Annotated in this window: 27 protein-coding genes and 1 pseudogene; 14 read left to right on the top strand and 14 right to left on the bottom strand. The window is 69.8% G+C overall.

The window, feature by feature from the left end:
* Window positions 1-114: 114 nt before the first annotated feature.
* Together CRP45_RS35085 and CRP45_RS08740 are read left to right on the top strand one after the other, a co-directional pair.
* A pseudogene (locus CRP45_RS35085) lies at window positions 115-863 on the top strand (ADP-ribosylglycohydrolase family protein).
* A gap of 95 nt (window positions 864-958) precedes the next feature.
* On the top strand, window positions 959-2,239 hold the full coding sequence (locus CRP45_RS08740; protein ID WP_179830818.1) for a glycosyltransferase 87 family protein: 1,281 nt from the start codon (window positions 959-961) through the stop codon (window positions 2,237-2,239).
* Window positions 2,240-2,363: 124 nt separating this feature from the next.
* Here CRP45_RS08740 and CRP45_RS08735 read toward each other — a convergent pair whose 3' ends face one another.
* Both CRP45_RS08735 and CRP45_RS08730 read right to left on the bottom strand, forming a co-directional pair.
* On the bottom strand, window positions 2,364-3,257 hold the full coding sequence (locus tag CRP45_RS08735) for a cutinase family protein (RefSeq protein ID WP_097244705.1): 894 nt from the start codon (window positions 3,255-3,257) through the stop codon (window positions 2,364-2,366).
* A 279-nt stretch (window positions 3,258-3,536) separates the two neighbouring features.
* Window positions 3,537-4,973, bottom strand: a complete 1,437-nt coding sequence (locus CRP45_RS08730) for an amidase (protein ID WP_097244704.1) — start codon at window positions 4,971-4,973, stop codon at window positions 3,537-3,539.
* A 130-nt stretch (window positions 4,974-5,103) separates the two neighbouring features.
* Here CRP45_RS08730 and CRP45_RS08725 point away from each other — a divergent pair, with 130 nt between their 5' ends.
* Window positions 5,104-6,267 carry a hypothetical protein gene (locus CRP45_RS08725; RefSeq protein WP_143861387.1) on the top strand — a complete coding sequence of 388 codons (1,164 nt, stop codon included), beginning with the start codon at window positions 5,104-5,106 and terminating at the stop codon, window positions 6,265-6,267.
* Here CRP45_RS08725 and CRP45_RS08720 read toward each other — a convergent pair.
* Window positions 6,207-6,854, bottom strand: a complete 648-nt coding sequence (locus CRP45_RS08720; RefSeq protein ID WP_097244702.1) for a TetR/AcrR family transcriptional regulator — start codon at window positions 6,852-6,854, stop codon at window positions 6,207-6,209. The two genes, CRP45_RS08725 and CRP45_RS08720, sit on opposite strands and share 61 nt — an antisense overlap.
* A complete protein-coding gene (locus CRP45_RS08715; RefSeq protein ID WP_097244701.1) occupies window positions 6,851-7,531 on the bottom strand; it encodes an SGNH/GDSL hydrolase family protein in 681 nt (226 codons plus the stop codon). Before CRP45_RS08715 ends, CRP45_RS08720 begins: the two co-directional genes overlap by 4 nt.
* Before the next feature lie 187 nt (window positions 7,532-7,718).
* Here CRP45_RS08715 and CRP45_RS08710 point away from each other — a divergent pair, with 187 nt between their 5' ends.
* A complete protein-coding gene (locus tag CRP45_RS08710) occupies window positions 7,719-8,006 on the top strand; it encodes a hypothetical protein (protein ID WP_097245390.1) in 288 nt (95 codons plus the stop codon).
* Between the two features lie 18 nt (window positions 8,007-8,024).
* Here CRP45_RS08710 and CRP45_RS08705 read toward each other — a convergent pair whose 3' ends face one another.
* The 3 genes from CRP45_RS08705 to CRP45_RS33250 all read right to left on the bottom strand — a co-directional run bounded on the left by CRP45_RS08705 (window position 8,025) and on the right by CRP45_RS33250 (window position 10,023).
* Window positions 8,025-8,570: a thioredoxin family protein gene (locus CRP45_RS08705; protein ID WP_067792387.1), complete on the bottom strand. Its 546-nt coding sequence runs from the start codon at window positions 8,568-8,570 to the stop codon at window positions 8,025-8,027.
* A gap of 83 nt (window positions 8,571-8,653) precedes the next feature.
* Entirely contained in the window at window positions 8,654-9,613 is a 960-nt protein-coding gene (locus tag CRP45_RS08700; protein ID WP_097244700.1) for a threonine/serine dehydratase, read from the bottom strand.
* Between the two features lie 122 nt (window positions 9,614-9,735).
* Complete coding sequence (locus tag CRP45_RS33250; protein ID WP_143861386.1) at window positions 9,736-10,023, bottom strand: hypothetical protein; 288 nt, start codon at window positions 10,021-10,023, stop codon at window positions 9,736-9,738.
* Between CRP45_RS33250 and CRP45_RS33245 the strand changes: the two genes are divergently transcribed.
* Window positions 10,016-10,309 (top strand): hypothetical protein, encoded by a 294-nt coding sequence (locus CRP45_RS33245; protein ID WP_143861385.1) that lies wholly within the window; start codon window positions 10,016-10,018, stop codon window positions 10,307-10,309. The two genes, CRP45_RS33250 and CRP45_RS33245, sit on opposite strands and share 8 nt — an antisense overlap.
* A gap of 49 nt (window positions 10,310-10,358) precedes the next feature.
* Here the strand turns inward: CRP45_RS33245 and CRP45_RS08690 are convergent, their stop codons facing one another.
* On the bottom strand, window positions 10,359-10,832 hold the full coding sequence (locus tag CRP45_RS08690) for a YiiD C-terminal domain-containing protein (protein WP_067792398.1): 474 nt from the start codon (window positions 10,830-10,832) through the stop codon (window positions 10,359-10,361).
* Between the two features lie 191 nt (window positions 10,833-11,023).
* Here CRP45_RS08690 and CRP45_RS08685 point away from each other — a divergent pair, with 191 nt between their 5' ends.
* Window positions 11,024-11,749, top strand: coding sequence for a helix-turn-helix transcriptional regulator (locus CRP45_RS08685; protein ID WP_097244698.1), 726 nt, complete (start codon window positions 11,024-11,026; stop codon window positions 11,747-11,749).
* Window positions 11,750-12,031: 282 nt separating this feature from the next.
* Here CRP45_RS08685 and CRP45_RS08680 read toward each other — a convergent pair whose 3' ends face one another.
* From CRP45_RS08680 to CRP45_RS08670, 3 genes are all read right to left on the bottom strand, one after another.
* A complete protein-coding gene (locus CRP45_RS08680; protein ID WP_084483462.1) occupies window positions 12,032-12,424 on the bottom strand; it encodes a VOC family protein in 393 nt (130 codons plus the stop codon).
* Window positions 12,425-12,475: 51 nt separating this feature from the next.
* Complete coding sequence (locus CRP45_RS08675; protein WP_067792404.1) at window positions 12,476-12,889, bottom strand: arsenate reductase ArsC; 414 nt, start codon at window positions 12,887-12,889, stop codon at window positions 12,476-12,478.
* Window positions 12,890-13,288: 399 nt separating this feature from the next.
* Entirely contained in the window at window positions 13,289-14,197 is a 909-nt protein-coding gene (locus tag CRP45_RS08670; RefSeq protein WP_097244697.1) for an oxygenase MpaB family protein, read from the bottom strand.
* Window positions 14,198-14,370: 173 nt separating this feature from the next.
* On the opposite strand from CRP45_RS08670, the gene CRP45_RS08665 reads away from it, so the two are divergent.
* On the top strand, window positions 14,371-15,126 hold the full coding sequence (locus CRP45_RS08665; RefSeq protein WP_097244696.1) for an SIR2 family NAD-dependent protein deacylase: 756 nt from the start codon (window positions 14,371-14,373) through the stop codon (window positions 15,124-15,126).
* On the opposite strand, the gene CRP45_RS08660 is transcribed toward CRP45_RS08665, so the two are convergent.
* Window positions 15,127-16,425, bottom strand: a complete 1,299-nt coding sequence (locus tag CRP45_RS08660) for a D-arabinono-1,4-lactone oxidase (protein WP_097244695.1) — start codon at window positions 16,423-16,425, stop codon at window positions 15,127-15,129.
* A gap of 56 nt (window positions 16,426-16,481) precedes the next feature.
* Window positions 16,482-17,156, bottom strand: a complete 675-nt coding sequence (locus CRP45_RS08655; protein ID WP_097244694.1) for a TetR/AcrR family transcriptional regulator — start codon at window positions 17,154-17,156, stop codon at window positions 16,482-16,484.
* 119 nt (window positions 17,157-17,275) lie between these two features.
* On the opposite strand from CRP45_RS08655, the gene CRP45_RS08650 reads away from it, so the two are divergent.
* Window positions 17,276-18,769 carry an MFS transporter gene (locus CRP45_RS08650; protein WP_067792415.1) on the top strand — a complete coding sequence of 498 codons (1,494 nt, stop codon included), beginning with the start codon at window positions 17,276-17,278 and terminating at the stop codon, window positions 18,767-18,769.
* Between the two features lie 131 nt (window positions 18,770-18,900).
* On the opposite strand, the gene CRP45_RS08645 is transcribed toward CRP45_RS08650, so the two are convergent.
* The gene (locus CRP45_RS08645) at window positions 18,901-20,082 is read right to left on the bottom strand and encodes a lipase family protein (RefSeq protein WP_425436934.1); all 1,182 of its coding nucleotides are present in this window, start codon (window positions 20,080-20,082) and stop codon (window positions 18,901-18,903) included.
* Window positions 20,083-20,398: 316 nt separating this feature from the next.
* On the opposite strand from CRP45_RS08645, the gene crcB (CRP45_RS08640) reads away from it, so the two are divergent.
* From crcB (CRP45_RS08640) to CRP45_RS08615, 6 genes are all read left to right on the top strand, one after another.
* Window positions 20,399-20,803 (top strand): fluoride efflux transporter CrcB, encoded by a 405-nt coding sequence (crcB, locus tag CRP45_RS08640; RefSeq protein ID WP_245910023.1) that lies wholly within the window; start codon window positions 20,399-20,401, stop codon window positions 20,801-20,803.
* Window positions 20,804-20,867: 64 nt separating this feature from the next.
* Entirely contained in the window at window positions 20,868-21,230 is a 363-nt protein-coding gene (locus CRP45_RS08635; protein WP_097244693.1) for a DUF190 domain-containing protein, read from the top strand.
* Window positions 21,227-21,589, top strand: coding sequence for a fluoride efflux transporter CrcB (gene crcB, locus CRP45_RS08630; protein ID WP_097244692.1), 363 nt, complete (start codon window positions 21,227-21,229; stop codon window positions 21,587-21,589). The genes CRP45_RS08635 and crcB (CRP45_RS08630) overlap by 4 nt, the downstream gene beginning before the upstream one ends.
* A gap of 47 nt (window positions 21,590-21,636) precedes the next feature.
* Window positions 21,637-23,280 (top strand): phosphoglucomutase (alpha-D-glucose-1,6-bisphosphate-dependent), encoded by a 1,644-nt coding sequence (pgm, locus tag CRP45_RS08625; protein ID WP_067792463.1) that lies wholly within the window; start codon window positions 21,637-21,639, stop codon window positions 23,278-23,280.
* Window positions 23,270-24,640: an MFS transporter gene (locus CRP45_RS08620; protein WP_097244691.1), complete on the top strand. Its 1,371-nt coding sequence runs from the start codon at window positions 23,270-23,272 to the stop codon at window positions 24,638-24,640. The genes pgm and CRP45_RS08620 overlap by 11 nt, the downstream gene beginning before the upstream one ends.
* Window positions 24,641-24,901: 261 nt before the next feature.
* Complete coding sequence (locus tag CRP45_RS08615) at window positions 24,902-25,603, top strand: DsbA family protein (protein ID WP_245910022.1); 702 nt, start codon at window positions 24,902-24,904, stop codon at window positions 25,601-25,603.
* The last annotated feature ends 124 nt before the right edge of the window (window positions 25,604-25,727 follow it).

Genomic DNA, 25,727 nt, shown 5'->3' with positions numbered 1-25,727 from the left:
GTGACCCGCCGTGGGGACCGGCAAATTCGACGATCCCGACCGAAGATAACCCGCTCCTGCCGTTACGACCTCCCAGCTTGGCGAATCTCACTGCGGCTGGGCAGAATCGCGCGAATGATCGCCGACCGCCGTTCCCGCGCCGTCGCGTCGCTGCGGGGGCTCACCGTCGGCGACGCGTTCGGCGGCTGCTTCTTCGTCCCCGACAACCTGCCCGCGCTCGAAGCCCGCGCCTTGCCGCCGGAACCTTGGTGGTGGACCGACGACACCGAGATGGCGTGCTCGGTCGTCGCCGTCCTGGATCGCCACGGCCGCGTCGACCAGGACGCGCTCGCGGCGTCCTTCGCCGAACACCACGACTTCGACCGCGGCTACGGCCCGAGCGCCAACCGCATGCTGCGCCTCATCCGGCAGGAGGGCGGCGACTGGCGCGAGCTGGCGACCGCGTCGTTCGGCGGAAAGGGCTCCTGGGGCAACGGCGCGGCCATGCGGGTCGCTCCGCCGGCGCGGAGCTGCTCGACGCCATCGCGGCGCGCACACCGCGGGGAGCGGTGCGCGACGGAATCACCTCGGCGCGCGGGCTGCTCGACGTCGGCCAGGCGGAGGCCGCCCGAGCACTCGGCAACGGTCGCGACGTCTCCGCCCCCGGCACGGTGCCGTACTGCCTGTGGATCGCCGCGCGCTTCGACGACTTCGCCGAGGCGTGCTGGGCCACCGCGAGCGCGGGCGGCGACGTGGACACGACATGCGCCATCGTCGGCGGCATTCTCGGCGCACGGGACGCGGCGATCCCGGACGAATGGGTGCGGCGCTGCGAGGAGCTGCCCGAGTGGTCCGGGATCACGCTCACCGGGTCCGCGCGGTGAGCAGTTCGGTAGTTACCGGCGGGCAATCCGTTGCGCAGCGCCGAGCCAGCGCCACCCGTCGAACACCGGCGCGCAGGTCGGTATAGTCGCCGCGGATGAGTAGTTCCGCCGCCTGTGATGTGCCGATGTCGTCGACCCGCCGGTTCGGGCGTGTGGTCTGGCTTGTGCCTGCGCTACTCGTCGCGTTCACCTGGCTGTGTCTGACGCTGCCGCTCTGGCCGTTCAAGGAGATCACCGGCGGCTTCATCGACCTGCAGGTCTATCGTCTCGGCGTCGAAACGCTGCGCAACGGCGGCGACATGTACGGACAACTCCCGCAGACGACCATCGGCATCGGACTGCCTTTCATCTATCCGCCGTTCGCCGCCCTGGTGCTCGCGCCGTTCGCGCTGCTGCCCTGGGACGTCGCGGCGTTCGCCTTCTTCGTCACCTCGGTGGCCGCGCTGACGTTGACCTTGTACCTGGTCGCCCGGCGGGTATGGCCCGGCGAGAACGCGCGGCGGCTCGCGCTGTTCGCCACCGCCTGCGCGGCGCCGCTGGCACTGCTGCTGGAACCGACCAGGGCGACGCTGGACTTCGGCCAGGTCAACCTGCTGCTGATGGCTCTGGTCGCGGCCGACTGCCTGACCGAGAAGCCGAAGTGGCGGCGCGGCATGCTGATCGGCATCGCGGCGGCGATCAAGCTGACTCCTGCCGCGTTCGTCCTGTTCTTCCTGGTTCGCCGCGACTACAAGTCGGCGATCACCGCCGCCGTCACCGGCGCCGCCGCGACCGCGCTCAGCTTCCTCGTACTGCCGAGCACCTCGGTGAAGTACTGGTTCGGCGGCCTCGGCAATGTGGACGGCCTGAGCGGCTCGGCGTTCCACACCAATCAGTCGATCCAGGCGGTGCTCGCCCGGTTGCGGGTGCCCGAGCCCGTTTTCACCATCGTCTGGCTGGTGGTTGGCGCGGCCCTGCTCGCGCTTGTCGTGCTCGCGATGCGGCGGGCGGCCGATGCTCCCGCGCTCGCGTTGGCCATCAACGCGGTCTTCACCCTGCTCGTCTCGCCGATTTCCTGGTCGCACCACTGGATCTGGATCGCGCCCGCGCTGTTCGCCGTGATCGGCTACGCGATCCGGCTGCCGTGGCGGCGCGCGCTGGGCTGGTACGGGGTCGCTGTCGTCGTCGGCGCGGTGTTCGTCTACGGGCCGCAGAACTGGCTACCCAACGGCGAACAGCGCGAGTCGCTGTGGACGCCGTGGCAGCACGTGATCGGCAATACCTATGTGTGGCTGAGCGTGCTGCTGGTGATCCTGTTCCTGGCGACGTCCAGACGCAAAGCGGCGGCGGTAACCCCGGCGCAAGTCCGGCACGAAGTACCCCAGCCGGTTTCGTAATCGTTTGGCGCTGCCTACCGCCCGGTGTAGAGGAGCCGGGCGGGGCAGCCGCGACTGATTCAACGGGGCGATCCTGAGCCGCGAGTACTCGGTTCGATGAGAAAGCGCTGAGAATCGGACCGGCTCAGGCCAGCGAGGCCAGCCAATCGTGCATCCAGGACAGCGCCGTCTCGCCGCCGCCGACGGAGTAGCTGCCGTAGAGGGTGTGCGCCTCGGAGCGGTAGAACTCCTCGAGCTTTCTGCGGCGTTCCTCGTTGGCGGACTCCGAGAGCTGGTTCTGCAGCAGCGCGACCCCGCCGCGCGCCATCAGATCGTTGACGATGGTTCCGAATTCGAGCTGGTAGCGCCACAGGTTGGCGAGGTCGGGGCTGGAGCTCTGGGCCAGGAAACCGGCGAACCTGGTGACGAAGTCGTCGGCGGCGGTGGCACAGTAGAGGTCACCGACCGCGCAGATCGTGCGGGTCTGCGGTGCGACCCAACCGAATCCGCCCACCCGGGGGCCGCCCGCGCCCGCGCCGCCGACCGGCGGGCCGACCAACGCGTCGGTGGGGGAGCGGCGCGGATCGGAGATGAGGCCGACCGCCGCGATCCGTTGCGGCGGAACCACGCCGAGGCCGGTGCCGATCTCGGCGGCCACGTCGCCCGCCGCGTCGGCGCCCTGGCTGTAACCGAGCAGCGCGAGCTTGGTCGCGCCGCACTGGCGCGCCATCGCGCCGAGCATGCCGCGGGCGTTGTCGACGGCTTCCTTCTTCGACGCGCCGTACACGTCGCCTTCCCACGGGAAGGCGGTCGCCGCGTAGCTGACATAGTCCACGCGCACCGAGGACGGCAGGCCGTCGGTCACTCCGGCGAGCATGCCGGGACCGGGCCGGTGCTCGTCGCTCTCCCATGTCCCCGGAATCGCCACGACGTACATGCTCGGGCAGCCCGGATCGGCCTGCGCCCCGCCGCCGACGGAAAGGGTGGACAACGCCATCGCCGAGATGCCGATGACCGCACGAAGAAGTGTGGATCGCATGGTGCCGCTCCCCTTGCTGCACGCCCCGCCCGGGGCTTTCCCTGACTGATCCGCCCCGCGGACGACCCCGGCGGGACAAAGTCCGGCCGAACCCGCACACGGTCGGGGCGGAGGTGCGCCCTGCCTGCGAGAGGTCCGGTAGGTGGCTTTGAGACCAAAGGGTCTCAGATGCATGCGAGGGTAGCGCAGACGTGTGACGGCCCACAATCGCCGCCAATTGTGATTCAAATCACCGATCCGTCGGTGATTCCCTGGTTTCGGCCGAGGCGCTCGCTCTCATCAGCGAATTCGCGCGACGACTTCCGCTTCTTCCGGCCAGCGCTGCGCCCACGGCCGCGCCTTTTCGAGTTGTGCTGCGACGCGCAGGATTTCGAGCTCGCCGTCGGGACGGCCGACCAGCTGGACACTGAGCGGCAGTCCGGAATCCGACCACCCCGCGGGGATCGCGGCAGCCGGATTGCCGCACACGTTCCACATCGCGGTGTAGGCGGTCATCGGCATGCTGCGCAGGATCGCGTGCAGCGCGCCCGCGCCGTCCAGCCTGCCGACCGGCGGCGGCAGGTGCGGCAAGGTCGGGGTGAGGACCAAGTCGTAGCGTTCGAACACGCGGTGGACGCGGGATGCGACCCGTTCGCCGTGCCGTTCCGCCCAGCGCAGCACCGGTTCGGGCGCGAGCACACGCGCGGTGGCCGCGAGCGTGCGGGTACGGCGCTCGAGCAGGTCGGGTCGGTCGACGCGATCGGCCTCCTCTCGGATGCCGCCGAGAAACTGCGGGAAGAACGCGGACGTGGCGTCGGGATAGTCGAGTTCGAATTCCTCGACGTGGTGGCCGAGTTCGGTCAACGCGTCGGCCATCGAGCGGACCGCGCCGGCGCACTCGGGGTCGAGGCGGGTCAAAGGGACGGCGGATCGCACGGAGACGGCGATCCGCAACGGTGTCGCGGGAGCGGCCTCGGAGAACGGGATCGTCGGAGCCGGCGCGTGCCAGCGATCTCCGGCGACGCTACCGCTGATGACGTCGTAGAGCAGTGCGCTGTCGGCGACCGACCTGGTCAGCACGCCGAGCGTGCCGAGCGCGCGCCACAGGTCACCGTTGGGCGCGGTGCTGACCCGCCCGCGCTGCGGCTTCAAACCGAACAGGCCGCAGCAGGCCGCCGGAATTCGGATCGACCCGCCGCCGTCGCCGCCGGTGGCCGCGGCCACCACGCCCGCCGCGACCGCCGCCGCCGAACCGCCGCTGGAGCCGCCCGTGCTGCGGGTGAGGTCCCATGGATTGCGTGTGTAACCGTGCGCCGCGGATTCGGTGAACGGCCAAGTGCCGAACTCCGGCATCGCGGTCTTGCCGACGATGATCGCGCCCGCCGCGCGCAGCCGTCGCACGATCTCCGAGTCGGCCGCGGCGGGCGTGGTCACCGCGGCGCCGCCATAGGTGGTGCGGACGCCCGCGACGTCGACCTCGTCCTTGATCGCGATCGGCACGCCGTGCAGCGGCCCGAGTGCGCGTCCGGCGGCCTGATCTTCGTCGCGAATCCTGGCCTCGGCCAACGCCTCCTCGGCGAGCACGGTGACGAAGGCGTTGAGCCGCGGCTGCACGCGGTCGATGTGCGCGAGGGTCTGCTCGGTGAGTTCGAGCGCCGAGATGCGGCCGGTGCGGATGGCCTCGGCCTGGCCGAGCACTCCGGTGTACCGCGGTCGGTCGCCGGGTTGCTCGTTCATCGGGTTCCCTCTCGTGGGGCCGGCGCGGTCACGTGGACGCACGTTCAGTTGTCCGATTACATGCCGCGCCGTAGGACGTGTCAAGGGTGGTGCGGGGCATCGGCGCGGTTCCCGGGTGATACTGGCGCGCGTGAACATGATCGCCGTGCTGCGCCGCGTGCTCGCGGTCGTCGCTGTCGTTGGTTCCGCCGCCGCGCCGCTGGCGCCGCCACCCGCGCAGGCCGGGCCGTTGACGGACTGCGGGTGGAGCAGACGGATCGGCGCCGACACGCTGAACGTCGCACTGCCCGACACCTTCGCCAACTACTGGATGGCCGCCGTCCCCGCGCTGCCCGCCGAAGGCCTCACCCTGCGCGGCCGATACCCGCACGGCCGGTACATCTCGTTCACCAGCTACCAGGGTTCGCGCACCTTGGACGGCTTGGACGATCTGCGCATCGAGCCGGATCCGGGCAGCGTCAACCCGTTCCGTCCGGGGGCGGACCGCGCCGCGACCGAACGCTCGTTCACCGTGCGGGTGCTGCCGGGCCCCCGACCCGAGCGGCCCGCGCCGAACACCCTCTACGCGGACCCAGGGTTGGCGCTGATCATCTACCGGGTCTACCGCACCGACGAGGGGCGTGATCCGCTCGGCGGCGAGCCGTTGCCGGAGATCACCGTGCACGGAACAGGCGGCCCGCGCGTGCTTCCGGCCTGCACGGCGGATCAGGGGGCGACGGACACGTCCGCCGCGCGCCTGTCCAGCGGTCAGCGGCTGCCCGCGAACGTGCCGGGCCCGGACTACCGCGTGTGGTCGAAGACGAGCGGCGACGGCGTGTTCGCCAACCCGGACAACACCTATCTCGCCTCGCACGTCGCACCGCGGCCGGGACTTGTCGCGGTCGTCCGCGCCGAGTTGCCGACCACTCCCGCGACCTACCGCGGCGAGACCACCATGGTGCCCGCGCAACTGCGGTACTGGTCGATGTGCTCGAACGAGCTTGCCACCACCCGTGTTTCGGCGTGCGTCGTCGACGACGAGACGCCGGTCGACGAGCGTGGCTGGTTCACCGTCGTGGTGTCCGACCCCGCCGACCGGCCCGCGAACGCGACCCGTGAGTGCGGCGTCGCATGGTTGCCAACGACCGGACCCACCACCACACTGCTGATGCGGAACATGCTGCCGGACAAGGATTTCGCGCAGGCGATCCAGCGCGCGCCGCAGGACGATCCGGCCGCGGGGATGGGGGATCACTACCCGCGCACCGAGTTGCGTACGACCGCCGAGTTCGCGGGGATCGGCTGCGGGCACTGAATGAGCAGATGATCGAGCACCCGCCACACCATCGACGCCACATCCGAATCACCAAGGCGCAGCGCCGTATTCGCCGCGAGCAACACCGCATCGAGTTGAAAGGCCGCGAGTTCCGAATCGATCTCGCTGATCTCGCCGTCCGTGACCGCATGCCGGAATTGCGCCGCGAGGGTGGCGCGCCAGTCGCGTTGGTCGCGCAACAGTGCCTCGCGGACCGGCCCAGGGCGACTGTCGAATTCGGTCATGACGGCCGCGCGGAAACAGCCGCCCGCGAACAGCGGCTCCTCGGCGTAGTCGAGCCAATGCGCTACGAGCGCGCGCAGCCGAGGGACTCCGCGCGGTTCGCCGCGCGCGGGTTCGACGACGGCGGCGACGAAGAGTTCGCGCGCGTGGTCGATGGCCGCCAGTTGCAGCGTCTCCTTCGATTTGAACAGCGTCTGCACCCCCGCCTTGCTCATGCCGGTGTCGGCGGCCAGGCGGCCGAAGCTGAGGCCGTCGAGGCCGTCGAGGGAGGCGAGGTCGACGGCTCGGCGCAGCACCACGCCGCGGGTGCGCGCCCCGCGCAGCAGTCGCTTGTCGGTGGTCACGACGGGACCCGCTGACCGAGGCGATGGGCGAGCTGCTTGACCGCCTCGGCGGCGAGCACCGCCTGTCCGTTGGCGGCGAAGTGGATGCGGTCGGCGCTGAGCAGGTCGGCGCGGTCGTTGACCGGGTGATCCCACATGTCGACGACCACGGCGCGGTACTCGCCTGCCAGCCGGCGGGTGATCGCGTTGACGGTGCGGACCCGGTCGGTCCAGTCCGCGAACGCGGGCACCCGATACGCGCGGCCGAGCGTGAAGGTGGTCAGCTGGGCGCCGGTCGCCGCGGCGCGGCGGTACAGCTCGCGCAGGTGCCGCTCGATCAGCGCGTAGTCGGGTGTGCGGCGGACGATGTCGTTGGCGCCGCACGGCAGGTGCAGCAGGTCGGGGCCGAAATCGATCATGCGATCCAGCTGGTCGAAGGTCTGTTCGGTCGTCGCGCCGTCGACCGCGATATTGAGGTACGCCAAGTCGGGCGCGACTCGGCGCAGCGCGTCGGCGACGCGGTCGGCCCAGGGCAGGCTGGCGTATCCGGCGCGCGGGTCGCCGGTGCCCGCGGAGAGGCTGTCGCCGATCACCCCGAAGCGTCGCCATGGCGCGTCGAACAGAAGGGCTGCGGATTCCAGAGCGGACAGGCAGTACGGGTCCGTCTCTTCGGTGCTGAAGTGGTCTGCGATGGTCACCAACTAAACATACGGCCGACCGTATGCTTGGATCAAGAGGCGTCGCTGGCCGGAATTCTCGATTTCGGACCGGTCGTTATGATTCGCGAAACACGCTGCACCCCAATGTTTCCGGGCGAATCGCGGTAAGATCACGGCGGCGTTCTCGAACCGTCGCCGACATCAGAAGAGGGGTACGGCTGTGAGCATGATTCTCGCTACGGCACATGACATGTACGGCACAGTGCTGGCCCAGGTCGGGAACCCGACCCCCGAGGCCCCGCCCATCTCGGACAAGATCCTGCAAATGGTTCGTTACCTCACCTGGTTCGTGCTGCTCTCGGGAATCGCCGCCATCACCTACGCGGGCGGCCGGTTCGCCTGGGAGAAGTGGACCGGCGGCGGCCTCCAGTCGCCGAAGATGGTGGCCGGAGCCATGATCGGTGGGGCCGTCGCGACCAGCGCGGGCACGATCATGAACGCGGTCGTCGGCTGAGGCCGAGTTCGGCGCGGCTCAGGCGGCGCGCCACTTGATGGAGCAGCCCATGCTCGGTCGCTGCGGCTCCGGCGCTGGCTTGCCCGCGCGCACCGCGGCGAGTGCGGCGCGCAGTTCGGAGCCGGTGACGGGTTTCCGGTTGCCAGGGGTGGATTCGTCGAACGCGCCGCGATAGGCCAGCAGGAGACGCGCGTCGTAGAGGAAGAAGTCCGGGGTGCATGCCGCGCCGAAAACGCGGCCGACCGACTGGGTTTCGTCGATAAGGTACGGGAACGTCCACCCGGCCCGTTCCGCTTGTGCGCGAAGCCCTTCCGGCTTGTCGTCCGGGTAGGCGTCGGCGTCGTTGGTGCAGATCGCCACGGCGGGCACGCCCGAGTCGCCGATCACCGCGCCGAGTTCTTTCTCGATGTGCTTCACATACGGGCAGTGGTTGCATGCGAAGACGACCAGCAGTCCGGGACCGTTCGCGTAATCGGACAGGCGGTGGGTCCGGCCGTCCAGATCGGGCAGTGCGAAGTCGGGCGCGGGCGTGCCCAGCGGGACCATCAGGGATTCGAGTGCCATAGCTGCCTCCGTCCGGTTCCCCTACGAGGGTAACGGGGTCGCGGAGCCCACGGGCGTAGTCGGACGGGCGAACCGGGAGCGTCTCACTTCGTCAGATCGGCGGGATCGGTGTTGGCGCCGCACAGCACGACGCACACCCGCTCACCGGGCGCGGGACGGTACGCACCGGAGGTCAGCGCGGCCATGGCCGTCGCGGCGGCGTGTTCGACCGCCAAGCGATGCTCGGCCCAGAGCGCCCTGCGGGTCGCGACGATCTCCTCGTCGGAGACGAGCACCGATACCGAGTCCGCCGCGTGGGCCGCGACGAGAGCCAGCTCCGTCACCCGACGCGCGCCGAGCGCGTCGGCGGCCACCGAGTCGACCGCGACGTCGACGGGTGTGCCCGCCGCGAGCGCGGCGTGCAACGCACGGCAGTTCCGCGGTTCCACGGCGACCACTCGGACGCCGTAATGCGCCGCCGCGGTCGCGATCCCGGCGAACAAACCGCCGCCGCCCACCGCAACGACGACGGTATCCAGCTGAGGCAGCTGTCGATGAATCTCGATCAGCAGGGTCCCCGCGCCCGCGGCGATGAGCGGGTTGTCGTAGGCGTGCGAGAGCAGCGCGCCGCTGGACTCGGCGAAGGCCTGGCAGGCCGCGAGCGCGTCGGCGTACTGCTCGCCGACCAGCCGGACGTCCGCGCCGTAGCCGCGCAGCTTGTCGACCTTCACCGTGGGCGCGGTGGCGGGCAGGAAGACCGTCGCGGGCACCCGCTGGCTGCGCGCTGCCCACGCGCAGGCCATACCCGCGTTGCCACCGGAGGCGATGGTGACGCCGGAGTCGGGCAGGCTGCCCGCTTCGCGATGCGTCTGGAGGAAGTTCTGCGCGCCCCTTGCCTTGAAGGTGCCCGTGTGCTGGAGGAATTCGAGTGCCAGCCAGATGCCGGGTGACCCGTCGTCCGGCGCGTCGGCGGGCGCGATCGCGACGGGTCGGACGCGGCCCGCGATGCGCTCGGCGGCCGCCTCGATGTCGTCGTAACCGAGTTTCGTCGGGTGCGGTTCCATCGGGCTCCTCCGGTGTCGTCGTGCGCGCGAAGGCGATCATAGTCAGCCGCGCGCGCCGCGAATTCCGCCCGCCGAACGCCCAATTTGCCGATCAATTGCGCGAATACGGCGCGGATTACCGGTCAGCCGGGGGAGGAGCTGTCATGCTCTGTTTCGTTCGCTGATCCGACCCGCTGCCGAGCGCACGGGATGAAGAGAGGTCGATCCGTGAAATCGAGTTGGATGGCGGTGCCCGCGCTTTTGGCCGTCGCGGTATCGGGTTGTTCCGGTGACACTTCGGCCGATACCGCGACTACCTCGACCGCGACGCCGGCGAAAGCAGCGGGTACGACGACCGCCGCCGCACCGAAAAACGCCGATTCCGCGGGCGGCGTGGACATACCGCTCGGGGAGACGAAATCGGTGCCCATTCCCGCAGACGCGATCATGGAAATCAAGGTTCCTGCGGAATGGGGGGCCGCCGTCGACAGCGTGCGCTGCGCGGTAACCGACAGCAACGGCCGAAACGAGGATCTGCGTTCGTCGGAGCCGAAGAAACAGGAGGCGATCGCGGGCGCGCAGTGGATCACGCTGTGGACGTTCTCCTCGCCGCCCGCTACCGAGGTCACCGTCGGCTGCGTGGACGCGGACAACGCGGTCACCGCCGCCGAGCTGCGCTACATCCGCGTCGTCCCGCGCGGGCTCGCGCCGAGCTGAGCCCACGGCCGGGACTGTTCGCTCCGGCCGTGCGCGGGTGCCGCTCCGGCTACTTGCCGTGGGCGCGCAGCTGATAGAGGCCCTTGGTCACCGCGACCGTCTTGCCGTCGGCATCGGTGACGACCGCCTCCAGCGTGAAGTCCGACTTTCCGCGCTCGGCCGCCTCGGCCTCGATCCGCGCGATCTCCTCCTCCGGCAACGTGGCCTCGGCGCGCAGCTGCGATTTCGCCATGCCGACGAACTTGATCTCGAAGCCCTTCACCAGCGGGTAGTAGGCGGAATTGTCGAACGTGGCCACGGCGATCGCGCCGCCGAGCACCTCCGCCACGGTGAACTGGACGCCCGCGTAGATCACCCCGAAGTGATTGCCGTTGCCCTCCAGCGGCACCGTCGTCGCGGCGAATCCGCGGCGCACCTCGACCGCCTGGACGCCCATCTTGGCGGCCGCCGGGATGGTGAACTCCAAGGCGCCGTTGATGATGTCGACGAACGGAGGGGCGTCGTCGGTGCTGTTGTCGGTCATGCGGACCGATTCCTTTCGCGCGCGCGGTCCGGCGTGCCATCGGCACACGGTGTCCGCGCTTGTCCGCCGCGGACTTCGTCGTCCCTGATTCACCGGTCCCGCCCTCGGCGAGGGCGGGTGCCATCAGATTAGGAAACGGGCGGTGCGCCGCGCAATCGCGGTTGTCGGTGCCGCTGAGTAGCCTCGGGATCGTGGGCGACGACGGATATCGCGAGCGCCCGTCCCGACTGGACGGCGCGGTGCTGTGGACACGCACCGTGACCCGCACCGAGGAACCGCTGCCGGTGCTGCCGGACGGCTGTATGGATCTGCTGTGGCGGGACGGCGCGCTGTTCGTCGCGGGTCCGGACACCACCGCGCATCCCGCTGGCAGTCCGAAGCCCGCGCGATACACGGGCTTGCGGTTCTTTCCCGGCACGGCGCCCGCGCTGCTCGGCGTGCCCGCGCACGAATTGCGGGACCAACGCGTCGAATTGGCGAATCTGTGGCCCGCGGCGACCGTGCGGGAGCTCGCGGGCCGGGTCTCGGACGCGCCCGATCGGGCCGCCGCGCTCGAGTCCATCGCGCTGCGCCGCGCGGCCGAGGTCGAGCCACCCGACCCGCTGCTGCGCCGCGTCGTCGCGGCACTGCGCGCGGGCCGATCGGTCGCCGCGACCGCCGATGCCGCGGGCGTGGGAGCCCGTCTGCTGCACCGCCGTTCGCTGGCCGCCTTCGGCTACGGCCCCAAGACCCTGGTCCGCATCCTGCGGCTCCAGCGCGCGCTGGCCGACGTCCACGCGGGCACGCCGCCCGCCGATGTCGCGATCGCGGCCGGGTACGCGGACCAGGCGCACCTGTCACGCGATATGCGGGAGTTGGCGGGCATGACGCTGACCGAGTGGACCGCCCGCCGCGGGCGTGATCGAGCCACTGCCTGATCCGCTGCCGTGCGCCGGTTTCGGTCGACGCGGGCCGTCGCGTAGCGGGTCGCTTCCACGCAACCAGGGGCCACCATCCGGTCGCGCGGCCTCTCCCGCCGGTTGCGGTCGACGCGGCGGCCTCACGAGGGGCTGCGGTCCGGTCGGCGGGCTCCGTTCGGTGGTGGTTCGACGCACTGCGACGCGGCCCTGTTAGGAGGACGCTCCGGTTCGGTCGCGCTGCCTGACCTCCGACCCGGCCCGGCGGCGGGCAGAGCCTAGGTCCGGCGGAGTGGCGAAAGCTCAGCCCAGCGGCGCGTACAGGTCGATCCCGTTCCCGTCGGGGTCCTGGATGACGGCGTAACGCTGGCCCCACGGCGCGTCCCAGGGCTTCAGTTCGCCTTGGTAACCCGCCGAGACCAGGTCGGCGTAGATCGAGTCCACCTCGGCGGCGTCGGCGCAGCGGAAGGCGAGGCCGATACGGCCCGCGCTGGTCGGCGGTTCCCATTCGGCGTGGAAGGAGCGAACCGTGTCCTCGGTGTCGAGGGCGAGGCGAACGCCGCCGGCGAGCTGGGCTTCGACGTGTGGCTGGGTTTCCGCGTCGGCGGGGAACTCGAGGCCGAGGCGGCGGTAGAAGGCGAGCGAGGCGGCCATGTTCGAGGTGACGATGCCGATGAAGTCCAGTTGCGGTGTCATGTCGGCAGCGTAAGTGCGGCGGGCCGGTTCGGTCTTGAAGGAATCGGACACTCAGTGCTTTGGCGCTGGCACCAGTTCGGCGATGAGGTTCTCGACCAGGATGCGGATGCGGTCGCGGATGGTGCGGACCACCTCGATGGTCTGTCCGGCCGGATCGGGCAGCACCCAGTCGCGGTAGCTGATGCCGGGGAAGAACGGGCACGCGTCGCCGCACCCCATGGTGATCACCACGTCGGAGACGCCGACGGCCTCGTCGGTCAGCTTCTTCGGCGTGTTGTCCGCGATGTCGATGCCGACCTCCGCCATGGCCTCGACCGCGACCGGATTCAGTTCGGCCGCAGGCGCGCTGCCCGCGGACCTGACCTCGATGCGTTCACCGGCGAGAGCGGTCAGAAACCCGGCGGCCATTTGGGATCTGCCTGCGTCGTGCACGCAGACGAACAGCACACTGGGCTTGTGGGCCATGGGACGCCTTTCGGTGGGGCTCGGGGTAATGCGGTGCCGGACCCGTCCGACGGCGCGGAGTGGTCCAGGTGCGTGCCGTCCGGGAGGCTCGGGCCGAAACGCTGTCGTAGCGTAAGGGATACGGGCAATTGCCCGGCGAGGATGGGGCACCTGTGGCTCCGGTCTTCCTGCCGTGCCGGGGTATTCGCGCTGCTAGAGGCGGTGGGCCTCGAAGTCATTGCCGTGGCGAAGGATTGCCCACAAATGAGAACGGACCGGTCGGTCGCGGAATTCGCTTTGCGGCCATGAGCATCGTCGAGACCCTTTGCCGCGCTTGATGAATGAGTGCTCCGATCCGGATCCGAAACGCCGAAACCGCCGCGACGTCCGGATGGCGTCGCGGCGGTCGGTCGTGCTTGCTCAGATCGGGCGCAGATCGATCACCTTGCGCAGCCGCGCCCGGTCGCGCTCGAGGCGGCGCGCCTCGTAGGCGATGGGGAAGTAGCGCACCCGCTCGGGCAGCAGCGGCACGATCCGCCCGATCAGCCAGCCGAGCACCCGCAGTTTGCGTTCGTCGGCGGCGGTCCAGGTGAGGCCGAGCTTGCGGCGCGCGGCCTCCGGTGTGGTGCCGACCGTGACGAAGTACTGCATCCGCCCGATCGGCGCGACGGCGGCGCGCCAGACCGGCGCCAGCGCGCGCGGAAGCTGCTTGGGCGGTGCGACCGAGCGGATCACCCGCAGGTAGTCGTGCGCGATCGGCGTTTCTTGGAGGTGGTTCTCGACCACGTCGTCGAAGAACTTCTCGAACGCGGCGTAGTTCTCGGGAACCTCTTTGGGCGCCACCGAGAAGTTCCGCATCAACTGCAGCGTCTCCTGGTAGTACGCCTCCTTCTCGGCGTAGGTGAGCGGGCGGCGGCCGAAGTACTTCGCGCTCTCCGTGAACGCGAACGTTCCGGTGTGCAGCACCCACGCCCACGGCCCAGAGGCCAGCGCCTTGTGCCGCACGCCCGCGGCATCGGTGGTGTTCAGCGAGGCGTGCATCGCGCGCAGCCGGTCGGCCTCGGCGAGCGCCTCCTCGCCGCCGTAGACCCACATCATCACCGAGGAAAGGCTGCGCACCGCGCGGCCCATGGGATCGGTGCGGAAGGTGGAGTGCTCGTCGACGACGGCGGAGATGGTCGGCTCCATGGTCTGGAGGAGGAAGGCGGATCCGGCGGTCAGCGAGAACGTGATCAGGCCCGTCTCGTCCCACATCCTGGTGCCTGGCGCGAAGGGGCGGCGTGGCGGCAGCTCCCGCGCGGTGGTTTCGAGTGCGGCGGACGCGGTCATTGCGATCTCCTTTGATCGACCCACTTCAGAACGATGAGATGATTAGCATACCAATCTCTCATTCTCTTGGCGCGACGAAATTCGGCCACGGCCTATGGGCGCTGTCGGGCGAAGCACGTCGACAATCCGCGCACGGCCGGAGCGAAGGCGGAGGAACGCATACTCTGGCTGGCATGGGTACGCAGTGGCGCGAGCGCACCGGCCGGATCGGCGTCCTCACCGGCGCGGGCATTTCCACCGATTCCGGGATCCCGGATTTCCGCGGGCCGCGCGGGGTCTGGACGAAAGACCCCATCGCCGAACTGCTCTCGACCTACGACAACTACTTGGCCGATCCGGGCCTGCGACGGCGCGCGTGGCTGGCCAGGCGCGACAATCCGGCCTGGCAGGCGACCCCCAACGCCGCGCACAAGGCGCTCGCCGAGCTGGCAAGGGCCGGTCGCGCGGTCACGATCATCACCCAGAACATCGACCGACTGCATCAGCGCGCGGGCTCGGCGCCCGAGCGGGTCATCGAGATCCACGGCAACATGTTCGAGGTCGTCTGCGTGGAGTGCGATTTCGAGACGAGCATGGCCGCCACGCTGGAGCGCGTCGCCGCGGGCGAGCCCGATCCGCCGTGCCCCGAGTGCGGCGGCATCCTCAAGGCCGCGACGATCATGTTCGGCCAGCAGATGGACCACCGCAGCCTGACCAAGGCCGCGCTCACCGCCGAGACCAGCGACATCTTCCTGGCCATCGGCACCTCGCTCCAGGTCGAACCCGCCGCCTCGATGTGCGCCGTCGCCGTCCGCGCTGGCGCCGACCTCGTCATCGTCAACGCCGAACCCACCCCCTACGACGACCTCGCCACCGAGGTCGTCCGCGAACCCATCGGCACCGCCGTCCCCCGCCTTGTCGCCGAAATCCTCGGCGCCGAGGGGAACTGATCAGCCGATGGGGCCGAGGACGCGGTCGAGGTAGGGGTTGGCGAAGCGGCCCTTGGGGTCGAAGCGGCGGCGGACCTCGGTGAAGCGGTCCCAGTCGGGGTAGCGCTCGCGCAGGGTGTCGGCGGTCTGGAAGTGGCGCTTGCCCCAGTGCGGGCGGCCCTGGTAGCGGTCGAAAACCTCTTCGCAGGCGCGGAAGTACGGCTCCCACTCCATGCCGCGGTACTGGTGCACGGCGATGTAGCAGGTGTCGCGGCCGCCCGCGGGGGAGAGGAAGGCGTCGTCGGGGGCGACCCAGCGCACCTCGATCGGCATCGGGGTCTGGAAACGAGCCGAGACCTCTTTGATCTCCCGGATGGCCGCGACCGAATGCTCGCGCGGGATGGCGTATTCCATCTCGGTGAACCGAAACAGCCTCGGCGAGGCGAACACTCGGTAGGAGCGGTCCACCTGGCGGCGGTAACTGCCCGCGTAGGCGGCGCCACGGTGGATCCACGGGATCGCCCCGGCCTGCCACTTGCCGAAGCGGCACAGCGCGTCGAACGCGTAGTTGGACATGAGGATGTCGGCGAACCAGTCCATCATCTTGCCGCGCGGCTGCTCAGGCAGCTCGACGCGGTTGTTGCGCTTGGTCATCGCCAGCGGGCTGTGCGCGAACATGTAGAACTCGAAATGCTCGTTCTCGTCGACATGGGCATCGAGATCGGCGAGCACCTCGTCCACCGGAATCGGTCGTTCGATGCCTTCGAGCACGAACGAGGGCACCAGCTGCAATGTCACGGCGGTGACCACGCCGAGCGCGCCGACGCTGACCCGTGCCGCCCGCCAGCCGTCGGGATCGTTCTCGGCGTCGACCTCGATCCGGCTGCCGTCGGCGAGCATGAGCTCGACGGAATGCAGTGCGGCGGAGATGTTCTGTAGGGTCGCTCCGGTGCCGTGCGTGCCGGTCGCGGTCGCGCCCGCGATGGTCTGCACATCGATGTCGCCGAGGTTGGGGAAGGCCAGCCCGGCGGCGTGCAGTGCGGTGCTCGCCGCGTTGAGGGTGATGCCCGCCTCGACTCGCGCGCGCCCGGTCGCCGTGTCGAGTTCGAGGACGCGGTTCATCCGGGAGAGGTTCAGCAGCAGCCCGTCGGTGCAGACGGTGTCGGTGAAGGAGTGGCCCGCGCCGGCGACGCGGACCGTCTGTCCGCGGTCGGTCGCGCTCGCGAGCAGCTCGGCGAGTTCGTCGTGGTTGCGCGGGGCGGCGATGCTCGCCGGTGCGCAGTGTTGATCGCCGGCCCAGTTCACCCACGAATTGGTCATGCGTCCAACTTTAGGGCATGGGCTGTGACGCGCGCTACCCGAGCTCGGTTTTCGAATTACCTGCGGCGCCCCAGGCAGGTGTGCGCCTTGGCGGCTTCGACGTCGTCGTCGGTCAATGGCGGAACGAGCAACGGCCTGCGCGGGATGGACTCGGCGCGCACCCCGTTCAGCATGATCGCGGCGTAGCGCTGCCAGACCTCGGAATTCACCGGCTTGGCGAACTCGGCGAGCGCGTCGACCATGTGGATCAACGCGAAGAAATCGCTCGCCTCGATCTCGGGTTGCAGGGCGCCGGCGTCGCGGGCCCGCTCGATGACGGACGCGACGGTCGGCTTGATGCGATCGCGCAGCGCGGCGAAACGCTCGGGATCCTCCTCGAGTTCGAGCATCACCTCGCTGAACCCGCGATTGTTCGCCAGGTGCCTGCAGGCGTACTCGAAGAATTGGACGAGTCCCAGCCACGGGTCGGGATGCTGCGCCGCGTCCTCGGCCGCCACGGCGAATTCGCCGATGTGCTGCTCGAAGACCTCGGCGATGAGCTCCTTCTTGTTCGCGAACCGCCGGTACACGGTCCCCACGCCGACACCGGCCTTTTCGGCGACGTCGTCGAGGGTGATCTCGAGTCCGTGGTCGGCGAACAACTCGCGCGCCGCGGCGACGATGCGCTGCTGATTGCGCGCGGCGTCGGCGCGCAGGCGTCGAGGCGGAGAAGTGGCAGTGGCGGGATTCACACCCCCATGCTAGCAACGACCGGGATTAAGTGGAGGCGTTGTCTCCGTTAACGTGATAGCTTCTATTGGTAAGCGGAGGTGTCATCTCCGCATCGACGACCCGAACTCCGAGGGGACCTATGACAACCGCGATCGACCGTGGGGCACCGGCCCCCGAGAAAGCCCAGCGCCGCGGCTCACACGCGCTGCGCTGGTGGGTGCTCGCCGTGCTCGGCGTCGCCCAGCTGATGGTGGTGCTCGACGCCACCGTGGTGAACATCGCACTGCCTGCCGCCCAGCAGGATCTCGGCTTCAGCGACGCCGACCGCCAGTGGGTGATCACCGGCTACGCGCTGGCATTCGGCAGCCTGCTGCTGCTCGGCGGACGGCTCAGCGACCTGTTCGGCCGCCGCAACACCTTCATCGTCGGCTTGGTCGGCTTCGCCGTCGCCTCGGCCGTCGGCGGCGCCGCGCCCAACTTCGAGGTGCTGGTCGCGTCCCGCGTCGGCCAGGGCGTGTTCGGCGCGCTGCTCGCGCCCGCCGCGCTCTCGCTGCTGACCGTCACCTTCACCGAACCGTCCGAGCGCGCAAAGGCATTCGGCATCTTCGGCGCGGTCGCGGGTACCGGCGGCGCGATCGGTCTGCTGCTCGGCGGCGCGCTCACCGAGTGGGCGAACTGGCGCTGGGTGATGTTCGTCAACCTCGCCTTCGCGGCCGTCGCGCTGGTCGGCGCGGTGCTGCTGCTGGCCAAGCACGTCAGCGCGGAGCGGCCCAAGCTCGACATCCCCGGCACCGCCGTGGTGACCGCCGCGCTGTTCGGCATCGTCTACGGCTTCTCGCACGCGGAGACCGACGGCTGGACCAACGGCGTCACCCTGGCGTTCCTGTTCGGCGGCGCCGCGCTGCTCGCGGTGTTCGTCTGGCTGGAGACTCGCGTCGCGCATCCGCTGCTGCCGCTGCGCATTCTGCTCGACCGCACCCGCGCCGGCTCCTACATGACCGTGTTCGTGATGGGCATCGGCATGTTCGCGATCTTCCTGTTCCTGACCTACTACATGCAGCTGAGCCTGGGCTACTCGCCGATCAAGACCGGCGTGGCGTTCCTGCCGATGGTGGCGGCCATGATCGTCTCCTCGACGACCGCGCCCTCCCTGCTGCTGCCCAAGTTCGGTCCGAAGATCGTGGTCACGGCCGGCTTCCTGGTCGCCGCGGCGGGCATGGCGTGGCTGACCAGGATCGGCCTGGACACCGGTTACGGCACGCACATCCTGCCCGCACTGATCCTGATGGGTCTCGGCCTCGGTGGCGCCATGGCGACCGCCTTCCAGGGCGCGACGGCCGGCGTCCAGCACGAGGACGCCGGTGTGGCCTCCGCCATGATCAACACCAGCCAGCAGGTCGGCGGCTCCATCGGCACCGCGCTGCTGAGCACGATCGCCGCCTCGGCCGCCACGGACTACCTGTCCACCGCGCAGCCGGGCCCGCTGGCCGTCGCGCAGGCGCAGATCGAGAGCTACACCACCAGCTTCTGGTGGGCGACCGCGACATTCGTCCTCGGCGCGGTGCTCTCGGCGGTGCTGATGCCGAACACCGCGCCCGCGCCCGCGGAGGGTGAGCCGGTGCTCGCGCACTGACTCCCGGATGCGTCGCACTACGCCAACGGTGGTCGCGCACTGAACAATCGGTGCTCGCGCACTGAGCCGACATCCGAACAACGCAGCGCCCGCGCCGGTTTCGACCGGACGCGGGCGCTGTGCTGTGCGGGTCAGCAGTTGCTCGGCGCCGGGAGCCCCGCGAATCGATCGGACAGGTAACCGAAGGCCCGCGGCGCGCCATGGGTGATCGCGCCGCCGTGGTCGACGCCGGGCAGGATGTCGAGCTGCACCGGCGTGCCCGCCTGGCAGTAGCGCCCGGCGACCGCGCGGACCAGGTCCGGATCGACCTCGTCGGCCTCACCGTGCCACTCGTACAGCGGGACGCGCGGCACGCCGGGGAAGGTTTCCAGGCTGTTCTCGTGCAGCACGCGGACGAGGGACGGGTCGGCGTCCATCGGCCCGTCGAGCACGTCGGAGAAACTGCGGTTCGCGCCCGCGCTGATGATCTGCTCGGCGCACGCGTTGGCGATCTCGTCGCGCAGCGCCACCCCGGCCGGATTGAGCAACCGCGACATCGCCGCCTGTACTGGGTATTCGCGTTCCAAGCCCACCGCCACCGCGAATCCCAGGCCGAACAGCGGATTCGGGGTGGTGCCGAGATCGCGGGCGAGCTTGCCCATGTTCATCGGTACGCCGCCCATGGCGACGCCGACGATCGGCAGCTCCGGCGCGTACTCCGGGGCGAGCGCCGCGGCGAATCCGGTGGCCATCCCGCCGCCGGAATACCCCGTCATGCCCACCGGACTTGCCGCGAGGCCGGCGGGGGCGAAACGCTTGGCCGCGCGGATGCCGTCGAGGGTGATACGGCCACCGAGTTGGGCAGCGCCGTACGCGCTCGTCGGGCCGAGGTGGTCGGGCACCGCGACGGCCCAGCCCCTGGCCAGCAGCAGATTCAACGCGGGCGCCTCGCGCATGCCACCGTCGAAGAGGCTGTGCGAGGGCGCGCAGTGCATGCCGAGCGAGTTGACGAACGGCTGATACGACACCAGCGGCCGGTCGAGCCCGCCGCCCGGCGGCACAAGCACCGTGGTCACCGTCGCGATCGGTTCGTCCGCCGAGTTCGTGGAGCGGAACAGCAACTGCCAGACCGTGGAACCCGGAAAGTTCGCGGCGGGCACCATCCTGCTGCGCACCACGTCACCGGGTTGGAATCGGTCCAAATCGGCTGGCGCGGCGTAGAACTCGTCGGCGTCGGGAACGGGATAGACCGGCGACGCGCTCGCGGGCGCGGCGTGCCCGACACAGGCCGCGGCGGCGAGTGCGGCCAGTGCCAGTCGCAGCAGCGCGCGCAGCCCCCTGCTCGAAGTTTGCTGTCGCCCGGTGCGATGCGTTGTCGCCGTCCTCGGACGCGCGATCGGTACTGCCCGTCGTGCCGCCATCGTCGCTCCAGTGCCGAAGGGATTGGGGAGGGTGGAACCGCGGCGAAAACCTTCGGGGCATTCGTAGTCGGCGGCCGAACGCATGTCAACGAACGCGGCTGTTCGTCACCCGTGTCCCCGCCCGAACCGACCGCGTGGTCCTACCGATAGCATGACGCCGGTGACGTTCGGCGCGGCAGGAGGTCAGCAGATGGGCTCGCAAGCCCGTACCCCGGCCGTCGAGCCCGCGGTGCTCGCGGTGATCTCCGTGGGCGGCGGAATCGGCGCCGTGATGCGCTATCTCGTCGGTCTGCGGTGGCCGTCGCAGCCGGATCAGGTGCCGTGGGCGACCTTCGCCGTCAATGTCGTCGGTTGCTTCTCGATCGGAATTCTGATGGTTCTGATCACCGAGGTGTGGGTAGCCCACAGACTGCTGCGCCCCTTTCTCGGGGTCGGGTTGCTGGGCGGTTTCACGACCTTTTCGACCTACAGCGTCGAGATTCGTAGACTGCTCGAATCGGGCGCGGCGATCGAGGCGTTCGGCTATCTCGGGGGGACGGTGGCGGCGTCGCTCGGCGCGGTCTGGCTCGGCATGGGGGTGGCGCGGCTCTCGGCGGGCACGACACGGCCGCGACGGCGCGGTGGACGACAGTGAACGACGCGGCGCCCGCAGGCGGCGCGGTGGACGACTTGTACGTACGACGGAAGGGGGTCAGGCGATGAGTGGTTCACCTGCGGACGCGGGTCGGTGGCAGCAGGCCGCGCGGTTGACGGTGCTGCTCGACGAGGACGACAAGTGGCGGCGCGGCCCCCTGTTCCACGAGATCGTGCGCCGCGCCCGCGACGCCGGTCTGGCCGGCGCAAGCGTGTGGCGCGGCGTGGAAGGCTATGGCGCGTCCTCGCGTATCCACACCAGCCGCGTCCTCGACCTCGCCGAGCACCTACCCGTGCAGGTCATGATCGTGGACGAGACGCAGCGGCTGCGCGAGTTCGTGGCGGAGAACGCCGAGGTGCTCGCCGGCGTGACCGTCACGCTGTCGCCGGTGGAGACCTGGCAACCCGCCCTCGGGGCCGCCCGATGATGGCGGTACTCGTCGTGGTCGGCGGTATGGTCGGCGCGCCTTTGCGCTATCTGATCGACCGCGCGATGGCCGCACGTTTCGAATCCCTGCTGCCTTTGGGAACTTTGACCGTTAACATTGTCGGTTCGGCGGTGCTGGGCGGATTGATCGGCGCGAGCGCGGGCAGTTGGATTCTCGAGGTAGCGGGAACCGGTTTCTGTGGTGCGTTGACGACGTTCAGCACGTTCGGTTACGAGACCATCCGGCTGGTCGCGGACGGCGCCTACCTCTACGCGGTGGGCAATGTCGTGATCAGCGTGACGGCCAGTTTGGCCGCGGTGTACGCCGCCGCGTCCGCGACCCAGTGGTTGTGGACATGATCCTGATGACGAGCCGGGCGCAGCCGACCTGGAAGGGAGACCCGAGCATGGCCCATGATCGAGCCGGGCGACCCGCGCGGGCGACCGACCTGGAGGACATCGCCCACCTGGTGACCGCCTACTACAGCCACATCCCCAACCCCGCGGATCCGGCGCAGCAGGTGGTGTTCGGCACCTCGGGGCATCGCGGGTCGAGCCTGGACAGCGCGTTCAACGAGGCGCACATCCTGGCGATCACCCAGGCCATCGTGGAATACCGCGCCACCCGCGGCATCACCGGTCCGGTGTACCTCGCCAGAGACACGCACGCGCTGTCCGAGCCCGCATGGACCACCGCGCTCGAGGTGCTCGCGGCCAACGACGTGACCGCGGTGATCGACGCACGCGACCGCTACACGCCGACGCCCGCCCTGAGTCACGCGGTGCTGCGCCACAACACCAACGGCACCAGACATCAAGCCGACGGAATCGTGGTCACCCCGTCGCACAACCCGCCCCGTGACGGCGGCTTCAAATACAACCCGCCGCACGGCGGTCCGGCCGACACGGTCGCCACCGACGCCATCGCCGCGCGGGCGAACGAGCTGCTGCGCACCGGTCTGTCCGAGGTGAAGCGGACGACGCTGCAACACGCGATGGCGACCTGCGTCGAGCGCTACGACTATCTCGACCACTACATCGCCGATCTGCCGAACGTATTGAATCTGGACGCGATTCGCGGCGCGGGCATCCGCCTCGGCGCCGACCCGATGGGCGGCGCCAGCGTCGACTACTGGGAGGAGATCGGCCAGCGCTACGACCTCGAGCTCGAGGTCGTCAACCCGTTCGTCGACCCGACCTGGCGTTTCATGACGCTTGACAGCGACGGCAAGATCCGGATGGACCCGTCCTCGCGCTACGCCATGGCGGCGCTGGTCGCGATCAAGGACGACTACGACATCTCCACCGGAAACGACGCCGACGCCGACCGGCACGGCATCGTCACGCCCGACGGCGGGCTGATGAATCCCAACCACTTCCTCGCCGTCGCGATCGAATACCTGGTGGCGAACCGGATCGGCTGGGACGCGCTGACCAAGATCGGCAAGACGGTGGTCACCTCGTCCATGATCGACCGGGTGGTCGGCGTGCTGGGCCGCGACGTGCACGAGGTGCCGGTCGGGTTCAAGTGGTTCGTGCCCGGATTGTTCAGCGGCAGCCTCGCTTTCGGCGGCGAGGAGAGCGCGGGCGCGTCGTTCCTTCGGATGGACGGCACGGTGTGGACCACCGACAAGGACGGCATCCTGCTCGCGCTGCTCGCCGCCGAGATCGCCGCCTGCACCGGGCAGACGCCGTCCGCGCGCTACGTCGAGCTCGAGCGCCGCTACGGCAGCCCGGCCTACGCCCGCATCGACGCCGCGGCCACCGCGGAACAGAAAGCGCGGTTGGCGAGGTTGACTCCCGATGTGATCACCACCGAAGAGATCGCCGGCGAGCCGATCACCGCCGTGCTCACCCGCGCCCGAGGCAACGGCGCGCCGCTCGGCGGACTCAAAGTCACCACCGAGAACGCCTGGTTCGCGGCGCGTCCGTCCGGGACCGAGGACAAGTACAAGATCTACGCGGAGTCGTTCCACGGCAGCGAGCACCTTGCCCAGGTGCAGGCGGCCGCGGAGGAGATGGTGGGCAAGGCGCTGACAGGTGAGCGGTAGAGCCGAGTCGCAGGCGGACACCGGAGCCGGGCCGCGTAGCGCTGGGGCGCTGCCCAGCGAGATCTGGGTGTTGATCGGGGCGGCGTTCGTCATCGCCATCGGGTTCGGCTTGGTGGCGCCGGTGCTTCCACAGTTCGCGCGCAGCTTCGGCGTCGGTGTCGCGGCCGCTTCCGCGATCGTCAGCGCGTTCGCGTTGATGCGGCTGCTGTTCGCGCCGGTCAGCGGTCGGTTGGTGCAGCGGCTCGGTGAGCGCTGGGTGTATCTGTCCGGCCTGGTGATCGTCGCGGTGTCCACCGGGGCGAGCGCGCTCGCACAGACCTATTGGCAGCTCCTGGCTTTGCGCTCGGTGGGCGGCATCGGCTCGACCATGTTCACCGTGTCGTCGTTGGCGCTGGTGATCCGCCTGTCGCCGCCCGAGCAGCGCGGGCGGGTGTCGGGGCTGTGGTCGACGAGCTTCCTGGTCGGCTCGGTGAGCGGTCCGCTGGTGGGCGGTGCGCTGGCCGGACTCGGGCTGCGGGCGCCGTTTCTCATCTACGCCGCGGCGCTGCTCGCGGTGAGCGCCGCGGTCTACCTGAGCCTGCGCCACTCGCATCTGGCCGCGCCGGAGGTCAGCGGGGAACTGCGCGTCATGACCTTCCGTCAGGCGCTGGCCCGCCCGGCCTACCGCGCGGTGCTGTGGTCCAACTTCGCCAACGGCGCGGCCATCTTCGGCGTCCGGATGGCGCTGGTGCCGCTGCTCGTGGTGGAGGTGCTTCAGCAGCCAGCGGGGATGGCGGGCGTCGCGTTGACGGCCTTCGCGGCGGGCAATGTCGCGGTGCTTTTCCTGTCCGGCAGGCTGTCGGACAGGTGGGGGCGCAAGCCCTTCCTCGTCGTCGGCTCGCTGGTGTGCGCGCTCGGCACCGCCGGGCTCGGGTACGCGCCGAACTTCGGCTGGCTGCTGGTGACGTCCGTCGTCGCCGGGCTCGGCTCGGGCATGCTGACGCCGACCCAGCAGGCCGCGCTCGCCGACATCCTCGGACCCAAGGCGCGCGGCGGGCCGGTGCTCGCGGGCTTCCAGATGGCGGCCGATCTCGGCACCGTGCTCGGGCCGATCGCCGTGGGCGCGCTCGCCCAGCACACCTCCTACGGGCCCGCCCTCGCGGTGACCGGTGCGCTGCTGGCCATCGCGGCCGCGGCGTGGTTGGTCGTGCCCGAAACGCTGCGCGGACACACCGCCGAAGTCGAGACCGATCATGTCGCGGCGGTGCCGTGCGACGACGCGGAGTATCAGCTCGCGCACCGTGCGGCGGACGAGTGCGAGGAAGCGCGCGGACAGACTCACGAGGAACGACCACCCGCACCCACCGGGTCACGCCGCTAGCCCGATGAGAAGCCGCCACGGGCTTGCCACACACTTTGCCGACGCTTCACACAGTCAGCGGCTCTGTGAGGCGTTCACATGGTGTGTGGGGTTCGCGCCCCTCGCACGGCCCGGCGCACATCGGAGGCGGGGATTGCGGCAGAGTGATGGTGTGAGCGAGCCTCAGCGAGTGACCCAGCAGCACAGTGCGTCGCGGTGCACGACTCGGCCGAGCGTGGGCGCGGCATGAACCAACCGCGTTCGAACTACACACCGCGCCCGATGTCCAGCGCGACCAGCTACGCCCTCGGCGGTGTCGCGCTCGCCCTGATCGTGTTGATCGTTTTCCTGGCATTCCGCTCGGGGCGCGACGAACCGGACGTGCGCAACGACGGCTACGGTCCCGTGCGCGATCCCGGCGTTGTCGCGGTGCTGCAACCCGACGGCGTGGTTCTCCTCGGCAAGCCCGGGGCACCCAAGACGATCGATGTCTACGAGGATCCGCTGTGCCCCGCCTGCGGCGGGCTCGAGCGCGTCTACGGCCAGGAACTCGCCCAGAAACTGGACGAGGGCAAACTCGCGGTGCGGTACCACTACGTCAACTTCCTCGACCCCAAGTCCAGCAGCAAGGACTACTCCACCCGCGCGATCGCGGCCAACGAATGCGTCGCCGAGGCGGGCAACGGTCCCGTCTACGCCAAGTTCCACGAGCTGCTCTTCGCCTCGAAGCAGCCGAAAGAAGGCGGCGACGACCTGAGCAACGAGGAGCTTTCCGTACTGGCGCGGGACGCCGGAGCCCAAGAGCAGGCCGTCCAGTGCATCGCTACCGGTGCGAAGGTGGAATCCGCCAAGGCGCACGCGAAGGCCGCCACGGACGACCTGAACGCACGGCTGGACGGTCCCGCCGCGACGCCGTCGGTGTTCGACGGGACGAACAAGGTCGATGTGAACAACGAGGAGTGGGTGGCCCAGCTGGCTCCCTGAGCCGCCGGCCCGACTTCGCGGAGTATCCCGACGCCAACTAGGTGCGGACCGGCCCGGAGCGCGATCCTCGAGTGCTGCTCCGTGGCTGGTGCCCGCGGATGGCAGGTCGGATGATCCGGCTCCT

Source organism: Nocardia amikacinitolerans (assembly GCF_900215415.1).
GTDB classification, from domain to species: Bacteria; Actinomycetota; Actinomycetes; order Mycobacteriales; family Mycobacteriaceae; genus Nocardia; species Nocardia amikacinitolerans.
Note: the sequence above shows the minus strand (reverse complement) of the source record. Positions and strands in the feature narration are given on the sequence as shown.

Coding starts and splice junctions, on each gene's coding strand:
- pgm (WP_067792463.1), top strand. CDS start 21,637: ATGGCCCATGATCGAGCCGGGCGACCCGCGCGGGCGACCGACCTGGAG.
- CRP45_RS08650 (WP_067792415.1), top strand. CDS start 17,276: ATGACAACCGCGATCGACCGTGGGGCACCGGCCCCCGAGAAAGCCCAG.
- CRP45_RS08675 (WP_067792404.1), bottom strand. CDS start 12,889: ATGGCCCACAAGCCCAGTGTGCTGTTCGTCTGCGTGCACGACGCAGGC.
- CRP45_RS08730 (WP_097244704.1), bottom strand. CDS start 4,973: ATGAACGAGCAACCCGGCGACCGACCGCGGTACACCGGAGTGCTCGGC.
- CRP45_RS08660 (WP_097244695.1), bottom strand. CDS start 16,425: ATGACCAATTCGTGGGTGAACTGGGCCGGCGATCAACACTGCGCACCG.
- CRP45_RS08665 (WP_097244696.1), top strand. CDS start 14,371: ATGGGTACGCAGTGGCGCGAGCGCACCGGCCGGATCGGCGTCCTCACC.
- CRP45_RS08705 (WP_067792387.1), bottom strand. CDS start 8,570: ATGGCACTCGAATCCCTGATGGTCCCGCTGGGCACGCCCGCGCCCGAC.
- CRP45_RS08670 (WP_097244697.1), bottom strand. CDS start 14,197: ATGACCGCGTCCGCCGCACTCGAAACCACCGCGCGGGAGCTGCCGCCA.
- CRP45_RS08680 (WP_084483462.1), bottom strand. CDS start 12,424: ATGACACCGCAACTGGACTTCATCGGCATCGTCACCTCGAACATGGCC.
- CRP45_RS08710 (WP_097245390.1), top strand. CDS start 7,719: ATGATTCTCGCTACGGCACATGACATGTACGGCACAGTGCTGGCCCAG.
- CRP45_RS08740 (WP_179830818.1), top strand. CDS start 959: ATGAGTAGTTCCGCCGCCTGTGATGTGCCGATGTCGTCGACCCGCCGG.
- CRP45_RS33250 (WP_143861386.1), bottom strand. CDS start 10,023: ATGGGCACCGATTTCGTCTCCCCGAGCGGTATGTCCACGCCGCCCGCG.
- CRP45_RS08635 (WP_097244693.1), top strand. CDS start 20,868: ATGAGTGGTTCACCTGCGGACGCGGGTCGGTGGCAGCAGGCCGCGCGG.
- CRP45_RS08735 (WP_097244705.1), bottom strand. CDS start 3,257: ATGCGATCCACACTTCTTCGTGCGGTCATCGGCATCTCGGCGATGGCG.
- crcB (WP_097244692.1), top strand. CDS start 21,227: ATGATGGCGGTACTCGTCGTGGTCGGCGGTATGGTCGGCGCGCCTTTG.
- CRP45_RS08615 (WP_245910022.1), top strand. CDS start 24,902: ATGTCCAGCGCGACCAGCTACGCCCTCGGCGGTGTCGCGCTCGCCCTG.
- CRP45_RS08700 (WP_097244700.1), bottom strand. CDS start 9,613: ATGGAACCGCACCCGACGAAACTCGGTTACGACGACATCGAGGCGGCC.
- CRP45_RS08690 (WP_067792398.1), bottom strand. CDS start 10,832: ATGACCGACAACAGCACCGACGACGCCCCTCCGTTCGTCGACATCATC.